This is a genomic window from Paenibacillus sp. BJ-4 (assembly GCF_020404765.1).
Taxonomy (GTDB): Bacteria; Bacillota; Bacilli; order Paenibacillales; family Paenibacillaceae; genus Paenibacillus.
In genome coordinates, this window is the sequence record NZ_JAIVEM010000005.1 from 178,257 (window position 1) to 197,234 (window position 18,978).

Consider the following 18,978-nt stretch of genomic DNA (forward strand, 5'->3'; position numbering starts at 1 on the left):
TGAGAACAAACAGCCTGACCCTTGGGAAGGGCTGTTTGATTTTCGGTTAAGAGGAGAGACGGTCATGACGAATAAAAGTACGATTGCCCAAGTGGGCCGCCATGTAGGGGAAACGGTTACAATTGGCGCTTGGGTAAATAATAAACGATCTAGCGGTAAAATCCAGTTCCTGCAATTGCGCGATGGCAGCGGATATATTCAAGGGGTTATCGTGAAAAGCGAAGTGTCCGAGGATATTTGGAATGATGCCAAATCCTTGACGCAAGAAAGCTCCCTGTATGTGACTGGAATCGTGCGTGAGGAGCCGCGTAGTCAATCAGGTTTTGAATTAACGGTTACAGGTATTGAAATTATTCATCTGACTGAAAACTACCCGATTACACCAAAAGAGCACGGGGTAGATTTCCTAATGGATCATCGTCACTTGTGGCTGCGTTCCGCCAAGCAACGTGCTGTTCTGATCGTACGGGCGGAAATCATCCGTGCTGTACAGGAATTTTTTAATGGCAACGGCTTTACGAAGGTGGACCCGCCGATTTTGACGCCTTCTTCCGCAGAAGGTACAACAGAGTTGTTCCACATCAAATATTTTGACGAAGATGCCTATTTGACACAAAGTGGACAATTGTATATGGAAGCAGCAGCAATGGCTCTGGGTAAAGTATATTCCTTCGGCCCAACTTTCCGTGCGGAAAAGTCCAAAACACGTCGTCACCTGATCGAGTTCTGGATGATTGAGCCGGAAATGGCTTTTGTGGATCATGAGGAATCCTTGCGCATCCAGGAGCAGTTTGTAAGCCATATCGTACAGTCTGTTCTGAAAAATTGTGCGAAGGAACTTGAAACGATTGGACGCGATGTTTCGAAGCTGGAGCAAATTCAAGGCGAATTCCCACGCATAACGTATGATGAAGCGATTGCGTTCCTTCAAGGCGAAGGATTCGATATTCCTTGGGGTGAAGACTTTGGTGCTCCTCATGAAACAGCTATTGCCGAGAGATACAATAAGCCTGTATTCATTACACATTGGCCGACTCACATTAAGGCATTTTATATGAAACCTGACCCAACTCGCCCAGAAGTTGTTCTGTGCGCCGATATGATCGCTCCTGAAGGCTACGGCGAAATTATTGGGGGTTCCCAACGGATCGATGATCCGGCCTTGATGGAAGAGCGTTTTAACGAGCATAACCTGGCACGTGAAGCTTACCAGTGGTATATGGATCTGCGCACCTATGGTAGTGTTCCGCATTCCGGCTTTGGACTGGGACTGGAGCGTACAGTAGCATGGATTTGTGGGCTCGATCATGTACGTGAAACGATTCCGTTCCCACGTATGCTGTATCGTCTGTATCCGTAACCGATGACCGGATCATTTGACAAGACATCTGCGGCAGAATGGGCGGAGGGAGTAGCCTTTGCGATGGAAGCCGGAATGGTCCAAATTCCCTACGCCCTGCTCAAGCATTATCGGACGCTTCGGCTGACGGATGGTGAAATGCTGCTGCTAATGCAGTTACTTGCTTTTAAACAGGCGGAACGTAATGAATTTCCGACATGGGAGCAATTACAGGCTCGTATCGGGTGCACAGCGAACGAAATCGCGCTCTATTTCAGTAAGCTTATGAAAGAAGGTTTTCTGCGGATTGATTCTGTGGAGGATCGCAGCTCATCCGTACAATTTGAACGCTACAACTTGACGGGACTATATCGTAAGCTGGCGGAATGTATGATTGCCGAGCGTACGGAGCCAAGCGATGAAGACGACTTTTTGTTTGGCGGGAAACCGGAAATTCAGAATAGATTAACGGAATCTTCGTCTACAGAAGAACGAAATTTGTTCACGATTTTCGAGAAAGAATTTGGTCGACCGCTATCTCCGATGGAATACGAGACGATTAATAGTTGGATGGATCAGGATCGATATCCCGAAGAGCTGATTTTGCTGGCTTTGAAGGAAGCCGTGTTTGCAGGAAAGGTGCACTTCCGTTATATTGACCGCATATTGCTGGAGTGGAGTCGAAACCGTGTACGCAATGCCCAGGATGCAAAAGAATACGCCCAGCGATTCCGTGGTGGCGGACGCAGCTAAAGCATCGGTCTGTGCGTGTAGGCAGTAGACTTGTTTACTATGACCCTCACCCTGAAGTGGCTATGTCATGGATATCCCGGGGGTATCGCCTGTACACATCAAATAAGCAGAAAATTAAGCGAGCAAGCAGACTTTAATGATAGAGGACACACCGCTCCGATTTGGAGGGTGTGTCCTTTTTAAATATATTTTTTTGAAATATGCAGGGGGAGGAAATTCCCTGACGTCTATAATATTGGGAAGGGGGAGAGCATCATTGATATAGAGAGAATCATTGAGCGAATCCGGTCTGGTGATCGGCAAGCGTTCCGTGAGATCGTAGAACTGTACAGCAAGCATGTATTTCATATAGCCTATTCGGTATTGCATGACAGTAAGGAAGCGGAAGATGCCGCGCAGGAAGCGTTCGTTCAAGTGTATAAGTCTCTCCCCCAGTACCGGAACGAAGGTTTCAAAACGTGGCTGAGTCGAATTGCGCTCCACAAAGCGCTGGATATCAAGCGCAAACAGGACAGGCGCCCCACAGAGCTCGTAGACGTCGCACAAACCCTCATACAGTTCCCTTCCCGGGATGAGGATATGTTGTCACGCCTGATCCGTGAGGAACGCAATGTAGAACTCTCCGAAAAAATAGCCCAGCTGCCTCAGCAGCATCGGGATATTATTCGAGCCTATTATATGCAGGGCAAAACCTATGACCAAATTGCGGATGAGACGCAGGTAGCTCTAAAAACGGTAGAGTCCAGACTTTATCGGGCACGGCAGTGGATTCGAAATCACTGGAAGGAGGAGGAATGGCAATGACTGAACAACAGGATAAACCGTGGGTGGAAGGGCAGTTGAAGGGCTGGCACGCTTATATAACAGGAACTTGTACGTTAGAAGAGACTGTGCGGCTGGAAAAGCTTTTAGTGGAAGACGGACAGGCACTGGATGCATATCTTGCTGCACTGGAGCAGTTGGAACCTACTTTAATAGATCATGCTGCCCAGCTAGATACGGAGCGCTTCACAGATCAGGTCATGGCCGCACTCCCCGATATAGATAGAGAAGTGAGTCAAGTTATTTTCAAAAGACGTCGCTGGTTTGAAAACCCTGTATTTCACTATGTTATAGCGGCAAGCCTAACCTTGATCCTGCTGTCCAGTGGAGCTTTTGACAAAATGATGCTGCAAAATAACGGCAAGCCGCTTCCTCCAAAAGAGCGCGTCTCTTACAGTGAAGAGGTCATGCGAGCCACGACAACCTGGCTTGACAAATTTAAACCCTAAATCAGGTGACAAATCCTAAGATTAGAAAGGAAGTGTAGCTGTGCCTTATACGGAACGAAGCAAACTGCTGGCATTTCTGCTAAACATCATTCCTGGTGTAGGACACTATTACTGGAAACGCAAAGCCAATGCGTTTGTATATACAATTTTGTTTTTTGGATGTCTGGCAGGAGGTTTATTTTTTGCGGTGGTAGCGAGCGACGAAGGTCCTTTATTGGTTAGTATTTTTCTGGCCACTCTTTTTTGGGGATTGAGTATGCTGCATATCATGATTAGCTTATTGCGTAATGATGCTCGTGCAGTTGTTGCTCCATATCCTCCCCATGCAGGTCCGAACTCGTATAGCTTTTACCCCCAGAGCAGGCCTTATGGAGGTGAAGGCTTGGCGGGAGAAGCACCGGAAGGCGCAACAGATGCAAATACGGATGTGCCGAGAGCAGGAGTAGGTTATGGTCCAGGTTATAACCCTTATGAGCAAGGACACTACGGGGTGGCAGGTTCGCCTGTTTATCCAAAAGGATCGGACAATGAACGTTTTTTCACCATATTGCTTTCGTTCATCCCGGGATTGGGTCACCTTCATCTAGGATTAATGCAGCGTGGTTTGTCTTTTCTGATGTCCTTCTTTGGCTTTGGAGTGATTCTCATTTTTATTACCAGCGTCACCAATGAATCTGGGTTTATGGCGTTTGCGGGCGTACTGCCGATTATTTGGCTGTATTGCATGTTTGATGCGGTCCAGCATGTACATCGCAAACAAGCTGGAGAAATTCTTCAGGACCGGACTCTGTTTGAGGAACTGGAGCATGGAAGAGTCGAGGGACGACGTAGTAAAATGCTGGCTACCATTTTATCAGTATTTCCAGGAGCAGGGCATATGTATATTGGATTGCAAAAACGGGGGCTTCAGTTCATGCTACTGTTTTTAGGAGGAATCTATGTGCTGGATGTGCTGCATCTTTCGCTCTTTTTGTTCATGATTCCGGTCATCTGGTTTTACAGCTTTTTTGATGCGCTGCAGCAAGTAAGCCGTTATGGTCGGGAACCACTGATTGATAAGCCAGTAATCGGCATGTTTGCACAGTATCACCGGTGGGTAGGCTTGGGGTTGCTGGCGCTGGGCGCTTATTACATCCTGATCAACGTACTTGTTCCTGGACTGGATCGTCTGTTCCCAGAGGTGAATATTTACTATATCGTTGACAAGTATTTACGAACGATTATTGTATCCGTCTTGTTAATAGGCGGCGGTATTTGGATGATGATCGGTAATTCCAAATCTAAACGGGTAAAGGAGAAGTAATAGAATGGATACTGAATTTTCAAAGAGTGAGGCTCCCATTAAGGGAGTCCATCATTCTCATAGCGACGGGACAAGCTCTATAGGCTTTTCTGGCCCATCGTCCAATAAGAAGGACTCCCACAAGGCGTCAACTGCTTCAACAGGGGTATGGAAAGTCGGAAGGCTGTCGATGGGACTTTTTCTTGTCCTGTTAGGGGGCATAACGTTTGCCTCGAAGTTTTTAGGAGCGGGCATCCTGGAGCAGGTTTTAACCTGGTGGCCTGTCGTTTTTGTTTTGCTGGGATTGGAAATTTTAATGTATACAGCGTGGAAAGGGACACGTGAGCGTATTCGTTATGATTTGTTCAGTATGTTCATTACGGCCGTGTTGGTTTTTTTCTGTATTGGATTTGCTTTGGTCAGTTCACTAGGACTTACTACGCAAGTCAGGGAAATGATGGGCTCTGTGCAGGAAACAAGGCTTCTCCCCGATTGGCATGAGAAAATGCCTGCCGGAGTGACCAAGGTGATCGTACAGGGAGAAAATCCGTATGCGGTCAAAATTGATACAACCACCTCACCGGAGGTGCATGTGTTCGGAAGTTATGTTTACACAGGCAACGAGAACGAATTTAAAGGGCAAGAATTATATCAGACAAAGCAAATCGGAGATACGTTATATGTGCTGCTCAGCGAAATTCCGACACGTTTTATGCAGAATCGGCAGCAGCTTGATGTTACGATTGCTGTACCCAAAGGAATTGCGGTTATTGTTCGCGATAGCCAAGGGAATATCATTGGGCAATAGGGAGAGCTCCGGCTCCAGCTTTACATTCTGCATCATTCGCGCGATACTTTATGAGAGAAACCCTTTAGATTCATTATGGGATTTTCGGGCAGTTCTCCAAGTAAGTAATTGAGTAAGTGAATTGAAGCGCAAATAGGAATGTGACCTGGAAAGAGGGGAAAATAATGATACCATTAAATCCTGATACGCTTACAGGGCGTGAAAATTACAAACTGTTAAGCGGAAGTATTATCCCAAGGCCGGTAGCCTTTGTAACGACGTTGAGCAGCGAAGGAGTGCTGAATGGAGCACCATTCAGTTATTTTTCCATCGTAGCCTCCGAGCCGCCGCTTTTGTCCATATCCGTACAACGTGTGGATGGAATGTCCAAAGATACAGCACGTAACGCGATGGAGCAAAAAGCTTTTGTCGTACATATAACAGATGAGGACAATGTAGGCGCAGTGAATGTAACGGCTTCTCGTCTGTCACCAGAAGAGAGTGAAATTACGTTAGCCGGACTTACGCCGATACAAAGTACAAAAATTGCGGTTCCGGGTGTGACCGAAGCGAAAATACGGATGGAATGTGTCCTGGAGCGTGCAATACCGCTGGGCGGTACGGAGAGTGAGCCTGCTTGTGATCTGCTCATTGGACGCGTGGTACAATATCATTTATCCGAGGAAGCGTATCAAAACACTTACGTGATTGCTGACAATCTACGTCCAGTGAGTCGGTTGGCCGGGAATAACTATGCGAAGCTGGGAGAGCAATTCACGCTACAGCGTCCCCAATAAAGATACAAAGGCAGTCTGGGACTTTATTTTCACCCCCAAGGCTGCCTTTTCCATATAAAAAGAACGTTCCCGCGCTGTTGCTTGGGCTACGTTCTTGGCATTCTATTAAAAACTTTAAATTTTAAATATATGAGTATTAAGTACGCTGTTCTTTATTTTGAACTTTTCAGCAGCAGGGAGCGGTACGTCGTTTCAAACAAAAACTCAAACGCCTCCAGATGCTTTTTAGCTTCAAACACATCACGCCCCCACGCATAAATGCCGTGATTACGCAATAAAATTCCTGGGACCTGATCATTCAGCACGCCCGGCACTAGCTTGGCAATGGAGGCGATGTGGGCATAATTCGGCAGTACGGGAATCTGAATTGCAGCATTTTCCTCCCAAATGTTAAAAGCCTTAATCAGCTCGATTCCTTGTACAGGTACAGAGCCTTGCTCCCCGTAATATTCGGAAATCAGGTTGTTAAACACGGTATGCACATGAAAAACGGCTCCACAGCCTGTCAGGCGATAAATTTCACAATGAATCAGCGTTTCAGCGCTCGGCTTGAGGTTAGTGGCTTCAGCTGCTTTTCCGGTTTGGTCAACAAACAGAAAATCTTCTGGTGTCCGCTTTGTCTTGTCCTTGCCGCTGGCGGTAACTGCAAAATAAAATTGTTCGGGATGAAAATCACCGATTCGGATCGACAAATTTCCGCTCGTGCCAGGGAACCAGTTGCGAGCTGCGAATAGCTCTTTAACATCGGCGAGTACTTCCAATGCGCGGCGTTTTTCTTCGAATGTAATGTCTGCCAAGTCAAAGCTCATTTACAGCACCCCTTGCTCTTGTTTTAGCTTTAAATCCTTGATAATGTCGTCAAATGTTTCAAAGGGTACGTGCGGTACGCCAAGCTCTTGACACTTTAATGTCAGGTGCGAGCGGGAGTACACAAGGTCGGCAATTTTGGCTCCTTCAAAATCCGTCAGGCTGTCGCCGATCAAAATCCGTTCGTACTGTTCGGCAGGGTATTGACGTATAATGGTCGTTTTGCACATGCCGCAGTCGTTCGTACACGGCTCCTCACATGGATGCGGCCACGTAATCTGGATGTTATCCCCGGAAAAATCTGCTCCGTTGCAGAAGATATGATCCCGTGGAATATCGAAGGGTTTAAGCAATGGATCAATAAAAAAATCGATGCCGCCGCTGGTGACGAAAAATTCAATATACTGCCCCCGTACATAGGCCAAAAAGCGTGCAAAGCCCTCACGTATACCAGCTTGTCTAAGTACATAGGAGATGATTTCGTTCTTTTGCGCCGAAGGCATTAGAGCAAACATGGCACTTACGCCCTCACGAATGGATATATGCCCGTTTACGATATGTTGCATGATGGGCTCGCAACCCTCAGGCTGAAAATGCTGCATAATGGCGACAATATTGTCACTGTTCGTAATCGTCCCGTCAAAGTCGCAAAAAATGACGGGTTTCTTAGATGTGCTCATTATTCGCCTCCCCACGTATCAAGTGCGGATTGCAGCTCAGCATGAGAGCGGGCGTATTCTGCCAGCGGCACATGCTGCTGTACCGCTTCAATCGCCTGCACAAAAGCGCGTCCGCCAGCTTCGGTACCCATCGGATGTCCGTGAATACCGCCTCCGGCATTGACCACAACGTCAGTACCAAAGTCACGTACAATTAACGGCACCAGCCCGGGGTGAATTCCTGCGGAGGGCACAGGCATGCTGGCCTTTAGCGGTAGCTCTGGGGTGATCAGCTCATCGCGGATCGCCATGTTTTCCTCACGCGGCATCGTCACCGAGCCGTAAGGAGAAGGGAAGAGCACGAGGTCAGCGCCAGCCAGACGCATAAGCTGACCGAGCAATACGGACGCCGAAATACCGTAATGTGGCGACGGATAAGCTGCACCCGCCAACGAAGGGTGGGCGGCAATCGGTACGGAGACGGCAGGATCGCTGCTTAGCTCATGCAGTACATCGTAACCGTAAGCCAGTACGTTGAACAGCAGCGCATTCGCGCCTGCGTCGATGGCTTTGAGGGCCTGTGCCTTGAGCTGCGAGGTGGGTCCAGTCAAATTCGCTGCATACAGCAGCTTTTTGCCAGTTTCACGTTCAGCCGCCTCGGCGGCTTTGATGCAGGCTTCGACGCGTTTTTCAATCGGTGTTAGTGCATTTTCAAACAAAATTTCGTCGTCCTTGATCAGATCAACGCCACCAAGAGCCTGTCGGGTAAATTGCTCGCTCAGCTCATCCAGCTTCAGACCGATTACCGATTTGAAAATGCTCATGAGCAGTGGGCGCTCATACACGCCGAGCCGCTCACGCAAGCCGCTGATGCCAAACTTCGGTCCCGGAAAAGCCGAACGCAATGCCTCCGAGAAGCCCAGCTTCGTCAGTTTGATTCGACCGTCCATCGAAATTTTGCCGAAGACGGTCACCAGCAACGCAGGAATGTCCCGGCTGAAGTTGATGTCCGGGTAAGCGATAGTCAGATCGGCATAACGTTCACCGGGACCCCCATCATGAACTTCTACGGATTGAACGGAGCCAAGGTGCTTTTGCATCTCGTCCCGCTTGGCTTGCGGAAGCTCGGTCCAGCTGCCCACCGTCATGCCGATGGCAATAGATTGGGCCTTTTTATTAAAATCGGCTTTGTCATCGAATACCCGGTAGGTCGCCAGGCAATAGCTCATTCAATTCCCTCCTTAAGTACAGCTCCCATCTCACGGGATCGTTCAGCACAACGCTGTACCGCTGCAATCACGGTTTCGTAGAAATCGCCTTTGTCCAGCGTCTCCAATGCGGCTACCGTCGAGCCATTGGGTGACATGATTTTGTGACGCAGAGCAGAAGGCTCCTCTCCGGTTTGCTGTACCATACGTGCCGCTCCAAGCGCGGTCTGGACGGTCAGCTCGTGCGCTTGCTCAGGGGTCAAGCCACCACGAATTCCACCCGCAATCATGGCTTCCATCAAGTAGTAGATATAGGCAGGACCGCTTCCAGAGATCCCTGTCAAAATATCCATTTTTTCTTCTTCTATCACAGTCACCGTACCTACAGACTCGAACATGGTAAGCACGTTCTTACGCTGGCCTTCGCTAATCTCCTTGGAAAAGCTGATGCCTGTGGCTCCCAGTCCAATCGAACTGGACGTGTTCGGCATCGTCCGTGCGATGGGCTGCTTGCGTCCAAGCAGCGTTTGCATTGTACGAATGGACAATCCGGCGATGACCGAAATGATCAGTTGATCCTCCGACAGGAGGGGACCAAGCTGTCCAAGTGCCACAGCAGCATCCTTGGGCTTCATGGCAAGCACGATGACCGGAGAACGGCGCAACAGTTCGGTTTTGGCGGCATCCTCTGTCTGGAACAGTACCCCATATTGCTGCTGGAGTTCTTCAAGCCGCGCCTGATTGCTGCGGTTGATCACGGTAATACCGTCACGTTTGACGACGGAACGAGCCGTCATTCCGCGAATGATAGCCTCTGCCATGGAGCCTGCTCCGAAAAACGTAATTTGCTCGTTAATTAAAAACTTCGATTGTGATTCACACATTGATTTATAACCTCCAAGGATACGGATTGATTGATGATATATTATTCCCTGATTTGCCCAGTACCGTACACACGATATTTGGTTGAAGTCAGCGCAGGCAGTCCCATTGGGCCGCGGGCGTGCAATTTCTGGGTGCTAATCCCGATCTCGGCACCAAACCCGAATTCAAAGCCATCCGTGAAGCGGGTGGAGGCATTGTGATATACAGCTGCCGCATCCACTTCCTGCAGGAAACGTTCGGCATGGGCTGTATCTTCAGTGACAATACATTCCGAATGCATCGTACCGTAACGGGCAATATGCTCAAGTGCTTCATCCAGATGGTCTACCACCTTGATGTTCATAATGTAATCATTATACTCTGTGCCGTAATCCTCTTCTGTGGCTGGAACAGTCCAAGGAACCAATGCACGTGTCCGCGCGCAGCCGCGCAGCTCGACCCCGGCATCACGGAAGCGTTCTGCCAAACTCGTTAAATGTGCTTGTGCGTAATCGGCGTGAACGAGCAGTGTTTCCATAGAGTTGCACACAGACGGTCTTTGCACCTTGGCGTTCAGTGTAATGGCTTCAGCCATCTGTGTATCCGCCGTAGCTTCCAAATACGTATGGCATACGCCAGCGCCGGTTTCGATGACAGGCACGGTAGCGTTCTGAACCACGTTTTGAATGAGCGAACGTCCACCACGTGGAATGATCACATCCAGCAGACCGTTCAAGGTGAGCATTTCGTTGACGGAGGCACGGTCTGAATCTTCAATCAGTTGAAGCGCCTCGCGTGGTACGGCTGTTGTGTCCAGCGTCTGCTGAAGCACCTCAATGATTTTGCGGTTGGAGGAGAGGGCCGCCGAACCACCGCGCAGCACAACCGGATTGCCTGTTTTCAAGCACAGGCCCGCAGCATCTACCGTTACATTCGGACGGGCTTCATAAATGATGCCGATGACGCCTAGCGGTACGCGTATTTTCTCAATCCGCAGACCGTTTGGACGTTCGATATGCTCCAGCGTGTCACCGACTGGGTCTGGCAGTTCCGCAATTTGGCGTAGCCCTTCGGCAATAGCTACGATTCGCTCCTCGGTCAGCTTGAGACGGTCGAGCAGCGATTCCGATGTTCCCAGTTCCCGTCCACGCTGCAAATCATCATTATTCGCTGCAATCAGCTCTTCCGTATGGCTCACCAGTGCCTCTGCCATAGCGAGCAATGCTTCATTTTTTTGTGCTGTTGTCAGTCGGTTCATGGCTCCGGCACTTTTTCTCGCAAGCGTCGCTTTGGCCCGTACTTCACTGAACTGGTTTTCCTCTGTAGCAGCGTTGTTCGTCGTTAATTCACTCATGTTATGGCCTCCCTATATATATAGTGTAATCCATTCATCCCTGTGGATCACCTCAAGCCGGTGAATGGCACCAATCTTGCCTACAACCTCGCCGCTGGGTAATCCTTGTACGATTCGAAGCTGTTCATCATCATAATTGACAATGCCGCGACCTAACACCTTATTTTCCGGCCCCAGCACCTCTACGACATCTCCGGCATGAAAGCTGCCCTCGACACGTCGTACGCCAACGGGAAGCAGACTGTGGCCCCCATGTATCAGCGCTTCCTCGGCCCCATGGTCTACATGCACCGCACCCAGGGGGGTGGACATGAAGCCAAGCCATTGCTTTTTCATCGGCAGCGAAGAGAGGTGGGTGTCAAAATAAGTCCCAGGTCCGTGTCCTTCAACGGCTGCGTCCAGATCGCCATCTGCGCTGACGCGCCCCACATACACAGGCACACCACCGCGTGTGGCAACCTTGGCAGCTTCGATCTTGGATCGCATGCCGCCTGTCCCTACTGCTGACCCGGAGCCTCCAGCGAGTGCATAAATCTCCTCCGTAATTTCGTCGATACGTTCAAAGCGTACGGCGTTCGGATGCTTGCGCGGGTCTGCCGTATATACGCCATCGGTATCTGTAATAATGATCAAATGCTGTGCTTTGACCAGATTGGCGACCAGCGCTGATAGCATATCGTTATCGCCGAATTTCAATTCGTCAATCGATACGGTATCATTTTCGTTAAAGATCGGGATGACCTGCTGGCGCAGCAATTCTTCCACGGTCATTCCAGCATTATTCATCCGCTTGCGGCTCAAAAAGTCACTGCGGGTCAGCAGGATCTGTGCACTTACCAAGCCAAAATCCTTAAAAGCCTGCTGGTAGGCTTGCATGAGAAGAGCTTGACCTACGGCCGCTGCCGCCTGCTTTTCATGCAGCAGCTTAGGGCGAAACGGGTAGCCGATCTCCCGGAACCCGGCGGCTACTGCGCCTGATGTGACCAGCAGCACTTCATGACCTTTTGCACGTAGCAAGCTGATTTCCCGGGCAAAATAAGCAATGGCCTCCCGGTTCAAGCCACCTTCCACTCCAGTTAGAGAGCTGCTTCCGATTTTAATGACGATACGTGTTGACAAGACGTCCACTTCCTTAATCTGTACTCTTTTTGTAATACAAAAAAAACTTCCATCCTTTGTATGCAAAGGACGAAAGTTTGTGCTTCCGCGGTACCACCTTCATTGATGATTCATGATCATCCCACTTGAAACCTGTTAACGGCAGGGACCGCCTGATTGCGCAGGACGCTCGGGGGTAGGAGTTGGGAGAGGGTCCAGGTAAATTCTTGCAGCCTATCGGAATCTACTCTCTGAACAGGACGATTCTCTCTTAATAGCCCCTTCAACGCGCTAAATAATATAGGTAACTAAATGATATTGGATACAGAATACCACGAAAAGGTCGAGTTTGGCAAAGAAGTTGTAGCTGGAAAATACGGCTTAACCAAACAGGCTCAGCTTGCCGATTCGTTCGGCTGCTTCAGTCAGCCTGGCTTCCGAGCTTAGCAGCCCCGCTCGTACATATCCTTCGCCGCCTTTGCCGAAGCCGATCCCCGGAGCAACGGCTACCTTGGCCTCACGCAGCAGCAGATCGGCAAAGGTAGCCGAAGTGTAGCCGGGCGGTACAGGCAGCCAGCTGAAGAAGGAGCCCTTTGGGCGTGTCGCCTTCCAGCCGATGTGGCCAAGCGCTTCATAAAAAGCGTTGCGGCGTGATTCATAGCGGGCAACCAGCTCGCCTACGCATTCCTGCGAGGATGTCAGAGCTGTCGCCGCTGCTGCCTGAATGCCTCCGAACAAGCTTACATAAATATGATCCTGCAGCAGGTTAATCATGGAGATGATTTGAGCATTGCCGAGCGCAAAACCGACGCGCCAGCCCGCCATATTATAGGTTTTGGACAAAGTATAAAACTCAATTCCTATGTCCTTGGCCCCCTCGGCCTGGAGGAAGCTGACCGGACGTTCGCCATCAAAGCCGATCGCGCCATAAGCAAAATCACTGGCAACCACAATCCCGTTGCGCTGTGCGAATTCGACCGTTTTCTCGTAGAAAGAAAGAGGGGCGGTTGCCGAGGTCGGATTATTTGGATAGTTGAGGAACATCAGCTTGGCACGGCGACGGTTTTCTTCAGAGATAGCCTCGTAATCGGGCAGAAAACGGTTTTCTTCTTTCAATGGAAGAAAAGACATTTCCGCTTTGGCCAAAGCTACGCCAGACCAGTAATCGGGATAGCCGGGATCAGGCACGAGGCATACATCGTCGGGATTGAGCAAGATTTGCGGCAATTGCACCAGACCTGTTTTTCCGCCAAACAGGAGGGCGACCTCCGTTTCGGGGTTGAGCGTCACACCGTAATCCTCCTGATAGCGCCTGGGCTACGGCTTCCTTGAGAAAGCCATAGCCGCGAAAAGGCGAATACTTATGATAAAGCGGGTTGTCCGCTGATTCCTGCAAGGTTTTTACAATATGAGGCGGGGTGGGTGTATCCGGGTTCCCTTGTCCGAGATTAATGACATCATGTCCTGCCGCAATTTCACGGTTAACATTTTGTACGAGTGTGGCAAAAAATTGAGTGGGCAGTTGTTTCATCACGTCAGCGGAGGGAATGGAAAAATGACTCATGCATTCACACGACCTTTTGGAATAGTTTGAGGAATAATTTATCATGATTTTACCGAGTTGTATAGGGGGAATTAAGCCTGTACGGTTGCGTGCCAGAGCAGGATCGGGCTATGATGGGGAAAATACCGGACCAACAGTCACCGTAAGCTCCGGTTTACAGGGAGGATGAACGATTTTGACATATCATGCAGCTCAGCCGTTCCGTGTTGCACTTATACAGGCTCATATTGAACTGGGAAATCCCCCGGAAAACCGCAGTCATATGCGTAATTTAATGGAACAGGCAGTAACAGCCGCGCAAAAGCCGGATCTGATTGTCCTGCCGGAAATGTGGAACACGGGCTATGCCCTGGATCGCATTCATGAGCTGGCCGACAAGGAAGGGGCAGAGACTCGGGAATGGATAGCTGGATTCGCCGCCACGCATCAGGTGAACGTGGTCGCCGGGTCGATTGCAGAGAAAAAAAGCGACGGTCATGTGTACAATACAATGATTATTTTTGACCGGACAGGAGCCGAGGTGGCTTCGTATTCCAAGATTCATTTATTCCGTCTTATGGAGGAAGAAAAATACTTGCAGTCTGGTGAGGAAAAAGTTTTGTTCACACTGGATGGCGGGATTCAGGCGGGGGCGTCGATCTGCTACGATATCCGTTTTCCCGAACTGGCCCGCAGTCTGGCCTTGTCTGGCGCCAACCTGCTAATCGTACCCGCAGAGTGGCCTCATCCCCGGCTCCATCACTGGCGTACCCTGCTGACCGCACGTGCCATTGAAAATCAAATGTATGTCATTGCCTGTAACCGGGTTGGTCGCAGCGGAGATACCGATTTCTTCGGACACTCCCTCATCATTGATCCGTGGGGTGAGGTTATTGCCGCGGGCGGAGAGCAGGAGGAGATTATTACAGGAACGATGGCATCAGCCTTGGTGCAGGATGTGCGTGGGCGTATTCCGGTGTTCGAGGATCGTCGTCCCTCATTGTATGATCGATAAAACGGCAGCCTGTTTCTTAGAAAGGAACATTTCATGCTTAAGGAACGAATTGAATTTTTGTGTAAAAAGAAAAATCTGTCCCGCAAAGAACTGGTAGACGGGCTGGTGACACCTGCACATTTTGCGAATATTCTGGCTGATCGTTACCCGCTGGCAGAGGATTTGGCCGAGCAAATCGCTTCACGTCTGGGTGTGACTTCGTCCTATCTGCTGTGTGCAGACGCGGCGGACGAGAAGACGCTGGCTACAGCGGATCAAATTTTTACGGAGCTGTCCAAGGTGGCGAATCCCGCTACGGAAAGCTTTGTCGATCAGCTGGAGGACCGCAATGACTCGCTGGTGGTGGAAATGACGATCTATTTGATGAAGGCCGTCTATTTTCAGCAGATTAATGAACCGGCAGTCTATGAATATTTGCATCGGTCCTACTTGAATTTCTATTTGGAGAAGTTTGGCCGTTCGGACGAGGTAGAGTTGCCGGCGCCACTGAAAAAAGCGATTTTATTTTATAAAATACAGTATTTTCGATCTAAAAATCATTATTATGATGTCTTGAATAACGTTACACAGCTCAACCGTTTAGTAGAAGAAGGCAGCGAAAACTGGTTGAATGCGCAAAATATCATGATGGAGGCCTGCATTCAGGTTAAGCAATTTGATCAGGCGAAGCAGGTATTCGAGCAGACGATGAGAAGGGTGTATGATGATCGGCTTTTTCACCGTCTGACGGGGCTGTATGTGGCCTATAGCGGGTATTGTTTTGCCATGGGTTCCGTACAGGAAGCGTTGTTAACGCTGTCCATGGCGGAGGCCAATCTGGTTTATCTGGAAAAGGCGGCAGATATGCTCACCACCATCCTGAACAACCGGATTATTATGCTGACGTCGATTGGCGAGCTGGATAAGGCTTTGGAGGAAGTGGTGCGTTTTGAAACACTGGTGAGCCGGGAGCGGGAGGAAATGCAGCAGATGCTGCTGCCTGTTACGCTGACATATCGCTGTGAGATCGCATTTACCCGGAAAAACTGGGGGCTGCTATCACAGCATGTGGATCAGTTGCACCAAACAAGTTTGACAACAGATCAGCAGATGGGGCTTGATTTTTATGAAAGTCAGCTAGCGCTTGCCCAAGGGGATCAGGATGCGTTTTGGACGCATGCTTTGCAATGCTTGCCTTATTTTGAGGCGCTACAGCATCCGGGACGGCTTGAACAGCTATATGAAACGCTGGCGGTTGTATCGGAAGACAGTCGGCGCTATAAGGAATCCTCGGCGTATTACCGCAAATTGGTCTATCTTTTACGTAAAAAATAGCCTGCATTCACTCGTTTTTCACAAAATCGGCGCATGATCTGACAATTGAATGCTCCAAAGCGTGCAAAATTTTGTATAAACCAACTCAACGCCCAAAACTAAACCGGCAAAATACAGGTTAAAGCTCCTGTTTTTCCGGTTTGTTTGCATGCGCCAAAACGTATTGTGGTGCCCGATACCGCCTCTTATACTGAATTTATAAGGAACGACAATACAAAATACGAGGTGCAGCCAGATGATGAACTTTTTCGGAAAATCGTAAATTTTGACCCGATTGTGGTGCTTGTGCTGGATGTCACGGAAGCGAGCGGCAGCCGATACCAAAAAACGCTGGAAACACTCGTATCCAAACTGTAAATTCCATGTACTGGAGATACAGTGGGGCTGGGCAGCAATTCGCTAACTCCATCTGAGTTAATTTATATTGGGCTTGGTGACAGCGCAATTAACAATTGTGGGAAGCCCAGGTGACTAAGTGTTCACATTGAAATAGCGTAATTTTAAGAATTCAACAAAACGCTTCACCTGACTTACTGGCACAAATTATATACAGATGGAAGAGGAGATACGAAGGATGAAAGGATTTTTAACTGCGATTGGGGTACTTCTGGTGTTTGGCGTAGGCTTCTCACCATTCTTGGCCAACTATTTGTGGGATGATCCATTTTTGGTTATGGATGCTTCGTGGTTTAGACCGTTAATTTACACAGGTTTTGCGCTAATTTTTCTACCTGGCATTTTGGAGATGCTTTTTGGAGGCGGTAAAGTCAAAAACGGTGTTCCAGGGGTAGGGATTGTCACAAGTGTTCAGCAAACAGGCACTTATGTAAACAATCAGCCGCAGGTGAAGCTCGGATTGACTGTCACCAAGCAAGGGGAGGACAAGTATGATACCGTCTTGACGACGATTATTCCTTTGACCTCCATGGCCCAATTTCAGCCGGGGGCGATCATCCCATTGGTTGTATCAGAGAAAGACAAAATGAAGGTAGGTCTTGATCTGAAGGGTCAGTTGTCGCAGACGGATTTGCAAGCGTTAATGAATGAGCAAATGGTCAAGCAAGGCGTATTGCCTGAGCTGATGGAGAATGCCGAAACTGGAGAGCAGGCGTATGCGAAGGTGTTGGATGTTACGCCTTTGGGGGAAGCCGGGTCCAATAGAATCAAGCTTCAGTTTGTGTTGAGCGTAACGAAAAGCAATGGTGACACATTTCATACAACTGTGCAAAAGGAGATTTTTGCCTCGCAGCTGCCCAAGCTGCAGCAAGGAAGCATTGTAGAGGTCATTTATTCACCGCAAGATCCGTCAAAGCTGGTCTTTAAGACACAGGTGAGCGAAGCCGAGATACAGCAAGCGTTTGGTGCTTCCCGGTAAAAAAATTGTCGATACCTGTTTCAGATACAGATTGTAAGTGTATTATAATAGTATCCCGACACCAGGAGGTTGATAACGATGGATAACCAAAGTAGATCCGAACTGGCGAATAGGGATGGCCTGTCACGGCCGAGAGGCTTAAACAGACAGGTTGTCGGTAACAATTATGAAATGGGCTATGATCAGGATAAAAGTCCACCTGATTTAGGACGACCCTGATCACGAAAAGGCGAGGACAGGCACTTTGGGATCACACAGCACATTGGAACTGAGGTAGAACATTCTTGGGAACCCAAGGCTAGAGACCTTAAGGAAAGAAGTGATGCGCGTGGATAAAGTGGAGTTTCCGAGCAAGATTATAGTAATCAGGCGAGGCTGACATGAAATTTAAGTGAACATGGAATGTGGTTCGTTGAAACCGGATGGAAGACACATCACAACATTGTATTCGAACCATAAACTAAACATTAGATCGCTAATATAGGGGCGTAGCCCCGGGACCGTCTTCTTCTCTGGCTTTGGCTGGGAGGAAGACGGTCCTTTTCATATGCGGAGCTATTTTTGAGAAAGCTGCTTGACCGTTTCCCGGAAAGTATCAATAAAAGCTTCGGCGGCTTTGGACAGATAACGTCCGTTGCGGTAAGCAATGGCTAAGGTACGGCTTGGCGTCGGTTCGGCCAGAGGCAGTAAGGCTGGAACAAACTCGCTGCTGGCAGCCCGCGCGATAAATCGGGGGACGAGCGTCACCCCCATACCTGTCGCCACGAGCGATTGGAGGGTCTCCATGTTGGTGCTTTCAAACACCACATGAGGTTCAAAGCCCGCCTGATGGCACAAATCCATTGTCAGCTTGCGAAAGCCTTGCCCTTTTTTCAGCACGACAAAAGGCTCGTCTTTCAGTTCTTCCATATGCACAGGCTGCGGCTGGTCACCGTTTTTGCGCAGGGCTAGGGGGTGACCCGGGGGAACAGCGAGATCAATCCATTCTTCACCGATAGGCACATAGGAGAGTGTAGGCTCTGCTAGGGGGAGTGACAGCAGGCTGAGATCGGTATCTCCGCTGGCGGTTTTTTTCTCCAGATTCATGGACGAATCCTCGACCAACACGATTTCAATGTCCGGATGAGCCTTTTTGAATACAGGCAATACATGCGGCAGCAAATGAGAGCCCGTGATAGGCATACTACCAACCACGACCTTCCCTTTGCGCAGCTGAGAAATATCATCCATTTCCTGCCGGAGCTGCTCGACCGCGTCGACAATTTTTTTTGCTTTTTCCACAAAGCTTGCTCCTGCATGCGTCAATTCCACGGTGCTTGTATTACGTTGAAATAACAGCACCCCGAGTTCCTTTTCCAATTTGGACAATTGCTGGCTCAGAGAAGGCTGGGCAATGTGCAGCTTTTCTGCTGCGCGCGAGAAGTTTTTTTCCGCTGCAATTTGCAGGGTATATTGAAGCTGTCTGAATTCCATCGAGTTTTAAGCTCCTTATCTTATAAGCTATACCTATTA

Annotated in this window: 20 protein-coding genes and 1 pseudogene; 13 read left to right on the plus strand and 8 right to left on the minus strand. The window is 49.1% G+C overall.

Annotated features, from left to right (window positions below):
• The first annotated feature begins 64 nt into the window (after positions 1-64).
• From asnS to LCF57_RS01430, 7 genes are all read left to right on the plus strand, one after another.
• On the plus strand, positions 65-1,360 hold the full coding sequence (asnS, locus tag LCF57_RS01400) for an asparagine--tRNA ligase (RefSeq protein ID WP_225999118.1): 1,296 nt from the start codon (positions 65-67) through the stop codon (positions 1,358-1,360).
• Between the two features lie 3 nt (positions 1,361-1,363).
• Positions 1,364-2,092, plus strand: a complete 729-nt coding sequence (locus tag LCF57_RS01405) for a DnaD domain-containing protein (RefSeq protein WP_225999119.1) — start codon at positions 1,364-1,366, stop codon at positions 2,090-2,092.
• Between the two features lie 315 nt (positions 2,093-2,407).
• Positions 2,408-2,896, plus strand: coding sequence for an RNA polymerase sigma factor (locus LCF57_RS01410; protein WP_318840570.1), 489 nt, complete (start codon positions 2,408-2,410; stop codon positions 2,894-2,896).
• Positions 2,893-3,363, plus strand: coding sequence for a hypothetical protein (locus tag LCF57_RS01415; protein ID WP_225999120.1), 471 nt, complete (start codon positions 2,893-2,895; stop codon positions 3,361-3,363). Before LCF57_RS01410 ends, LCF57_RS01415 begins: the two co-directional genes overlap by 4 nt.
• 40 nt (positions 3,364-3,403) lie before the next feature.
• Positions 3,404-4,666 (plus strand): multi-tm2 domain protein, encoded by a 1,263-nt coding sequence (locus LCF57_RS01420; protein ID WP_225999121.1) that lies wholly within the window; start codon positions 3,404-3,406, stop codon positions 4,664-4,666.
• 4 nt (positions 4,667-4,670) lie between these two features.
• A complete protein-coding gene (locus tag LCF57_RS01425) occupies positions 4,671-5,453 on the plus strand; it encodes a hypothetical protein (protein ID WP_225999122.1) in 783 nt (260 codons plus the stop codon).
• Positions 5,454-5,617: 164 nt separating this feature from the next.
• A complete protein-coding gene (locus LCF57_RS01430; protein WP_225999123.1) occupies positions 5,618-6,229 on the plus strand; it encodes a flavin reductase family protein in 612 nt (203 codons plus the stop codon).
• A gap of 152 nt (positions 6,230-6,381) precedes the next feature.
• On the opposite strand, the gene LCF57_RS01435 is transcribed toward LCF57_RS01430, so the two are convergent.
• From LCF57_RS01435 to LCF57_RS01465, 7 genes and pseudogenes are all read right to left on the minus strand, one after another.
• On the minus strand, positions 6,382-7,038 hold the full coding sequence (locus LCF57_RS01435; protein WP_225999124.1) for a methylthioribulose 1-phosphate dehydratase: 657 nt from the start codon (positions 7,036-7,038) through the stop codon (positions 6,382-6,384).
• Positions 7,039-7,716: a 2-hydroxy-3-keto-5-methylthiopentenyl-1-phosphate phosphatase gene (locus tag LCF57_RS01440; RefSeq protein WP_225999125.1), complete on the minus strand. Its 678-nt coding sequence runs from the start codon at positions 7,714-7,716 to the stop codon at positions 7,039-7,041.
• Complete coding sequence (locus tag LCF57_RS01445) at positions 7,716-8,924, minus strand: 2,3-diketo-5-methylthiopentyl-1-phosphate enolase (RefSeq protein ID WP_225999126.1); 1,209 nt, start codon at positions 8,922-8,924, stop codon at positions 7,716-7,718. Before LCF57_RS01445 ends, LCF57_RS01440 begins: the two co-directional genes overlap by 1 nt.
• Positions 8,921-9,787, minus strand: coding sequence for a pyrroline-5-carboxylate reductase (gene proC, locus LCF57_RS01450; RefSeq protein ID WP_225999127.1), 867 nt, complete (start codon positions 9,785-9,787; stop codon positions 8,921-8,923). The genes LCF57_RS01445 and proC overlap by 4 nt, the downstream gene beginning before the upstream one ends.
• 41 nt (positions 9,788-9,828) lie before the next feature.
• Complete coding sequence (locus LCF57_RS01455; protein ID WP_225999128.1) at positions 9,829-11,121, minus strand: glutamate-5-semialdehyde dehydrogenase; 1,293 nt, start codon at positions 11,119-11,121, stop codon at positions 9,829-9,831.
• 12 nt (positions 11,122-11,133) lie between these two features.
• The gene (gene proB, locus LCF57_RS01460; RefSeq protein WP_225999129.1) at positions 11,134-12,240 is read right to left on the minus strand and encodes a glutamate 5-kinase; all 1,107 of its coding nucleotides are present in this window, start codon (positions 12,238-12,240) and stop codon (positions 11,134-11,136) included.
• A gap of 360 nt (positions 12,241-12,600) precedes the next feature.
• Positions 12,601-13,783: pseudogene (locus tag LCF57_RS01465) on the minus strand (pyridoxal phosphate-dependent aminotransferase).
• Positions 13,784-13,826: 43 nt separating this feature from the next.
• Between LCF57_RS01465 and LCF57_RS27450 the strand changes: the two are divergent.
• From LCF57_RS27450 to LCF57_RS01490, 6 genes are all read left to right on the plus strand, one after another.
• The gene (locus tag LCF57_RS27450) at positions 13,827-13,952 is read left to right on the plus strand and encodes a hypothetical protein (RefSeq protein WP_264083416.1); all 126 of its coding nucleotides are present in this window, start codon (positions 13,827-13,829) and stop codon (positions 13,950-13,952) included.
• A gap of 6 nt (positions 13,953-13,958) precedes the next feature.
• Positions 13,959-14,777, plus strand: coding sequence for a carbon-nitrogen family hydrolase (locus tag LCF57_RS01470; RefSeq protein ID WP_225999130.1), 819 nt, complete (start codon positions 13,959-13,961; stop codon positions 14,775-14,777).
• 33 nt (positions 14,778-14,810) lie between these two features.
• The gene (locus LCF57_RS01475; protein ID WP_225999131.1) at positions 14,811-16,091 is read left to right on the plus strand and encodes a helix-turn-helix domain-containing protein; all 1,281 of its coding nucleotides are present in this window, start codon (positions 14,811-14,813) and stop codon (positions 16,089-16,091) included.
• A gap of 144 nt (positions 16,092-16,235) precedes the next feature.
• A complete protein-coding gene (locus tag LCF57_RS01480; RefSeq protein ID WP_225999132.1) occupies positions 16,236-16,448 on the plus strand; it encodes a hypothetical protein in 213 nt (70 codons plus the stop codon).
• A gap of 217 nt (positions 16,449-16,665) precedes the next feature.
• Positions 16,666-17,466: a hypothetical protein gene (locus LCF57_RS01485; RefSeq protein WP_225999133.1), complete on the plus strand. Its 801-nt coding sequence runs from the start codon at positions 16,666-16,668 to the stop codon at positions 17,464-17,466.
• A gap of 78 nt (positions 17,467-17,544) precedes the next feature.
• Complete coding sequence (locus tag LCF57_RS01490) at positions 17,545-17,685, plus strand: hypothetical protein (RefSeq protein ID WP_023989112.1); 141 nt, start codon at positions 17,545-17,547, stop codon at positions 17,683-17,685.
• A 336-nt stretch (positions 17,686-18,021) separates the two neighbouring features.
• Here LCF57_RS01490 and LCF57_RS01495 read toward each other — a convergent pair whose 3' ends face one another.
• Entirely contained in the window at positions 18,022-18,939 is a 918-nt protein-coding gene (locus LCF57_RS01495; protein ID WP_225999134.1) for a LysR family transcriptional regulator, read from the minus strand.
• Between the last annotated feature and the right edge of the window lie 39 nt (positions 18,940-18,978).